The 912-nt window shown below is 73.7% G+C and carries 1 protein-coding gene and 1 pseudogene; one reads left to right on the top strand and one right to left on the bottom strand.

Translation table 11 applies throughout. The annotated features are described in order from the left end of the window. A pseudogene (locus tag KBX39_RS32075) lies at positions 1-372 on the bottom strand (hypothetical protein); the annotation flags it as partial. 189 nt (positions 373-561) lie between these two features. Here KBX39_RS32075 and KBX39_RS32080 point away from each other — a divergent pair. Then, a partial coding sequence (locus tag KBX39_RS32080) for a methyltransferase (RefSeq protein ID WP_210874176.1) occupies positions 562-912 on the top strand: 351 nt, incomplete at its 3' end.

The following is a 912-nucleotide window of genomic DNA, read 5'->3' on the forward strand; positions in this document are numbered from 1 at the left end:
GGTCCGGCCCGGGCAGAGCACACCCGGGTCGAGTTGCCGGTCGGTGAGCCGTGCGGTGTCTCCCTCGGTGCGGATCTCCAGCGGGAACGACCCGCTGTCCTCCACCCGGTCGACCTTGAGCTGGTCCAGCCGCAGACCCTGCACCCGCACCAGCATCGACCAGCGCACCTTGACACAGCCGCCCCCGTCGGAGCGGGAGACCACGGCGGACAACGTCTCCACCCGGTTCCCGGCGGTGAACTCGTCCGGCAGACCGCTCAACTCGGTGGAGAAGGCCGCCGCCGCCCGCGCGGGCAGGGCTCCCCCGTACCCGGTCCCGGCCACGAAGGTCAGCACCAGTCCGATCCGTAGCGCGTGCCGCCACCCGCTCACCACGCCTCCTCACCCTCGGTCGTGTCCACAGGCAACGCTAGGAGCGCGCCGGGCACGCCGGTAGACGGGCGTGTTCGCATCCAACGCCACAACACGGAGGCCATTTCACCGACAGTGGTGAACCGGTCACCACGCTACCGCGACACGCCCGGGATCGGTCCCGAGCGGCGGGTGGGACACAATTCTCCGGTGTCCGAGCTGTCCGCCGCGTTCGTCCGACTGCACGCCCGCCTCGCCCCGGTGGCGTTCGTCCCCGAGGTGCGCCTGCTCCAGGCCGACGAGCCGATCGGCCTGTGGGAGCTGACCGAGGGCGAGTTCCGCAGCGCCCAGCCGCCGCCGTTCTGGGCGTTCGCCTGGGCCGGCGGGCAGGGCCTGGCCCGCTACGTCACCGACCACCCCGAGGTGGTCGCCGGCCGCCGGGTACTCGACCTGGCCTCCGGCTCCGGCCTGGTCGCCATCGCCGCCGCCCGCGCCGGCGCGGCCGACGTCCGGGCCGTCGAGGTGGACGAGCGGGCCGTCGCGGCCGTCGCGCTCAATGCC

Source organism: Micromonospora sp. D75, from assembly GCF_018070405.1.
In the GTDB taxonomy this organism is placed as follows: Bacteria; Actinomycetota; Actinomycetes; order Mycobacteriales; family Micromonosporaceae; genus Micromonospora; species Micromonospora chalcea.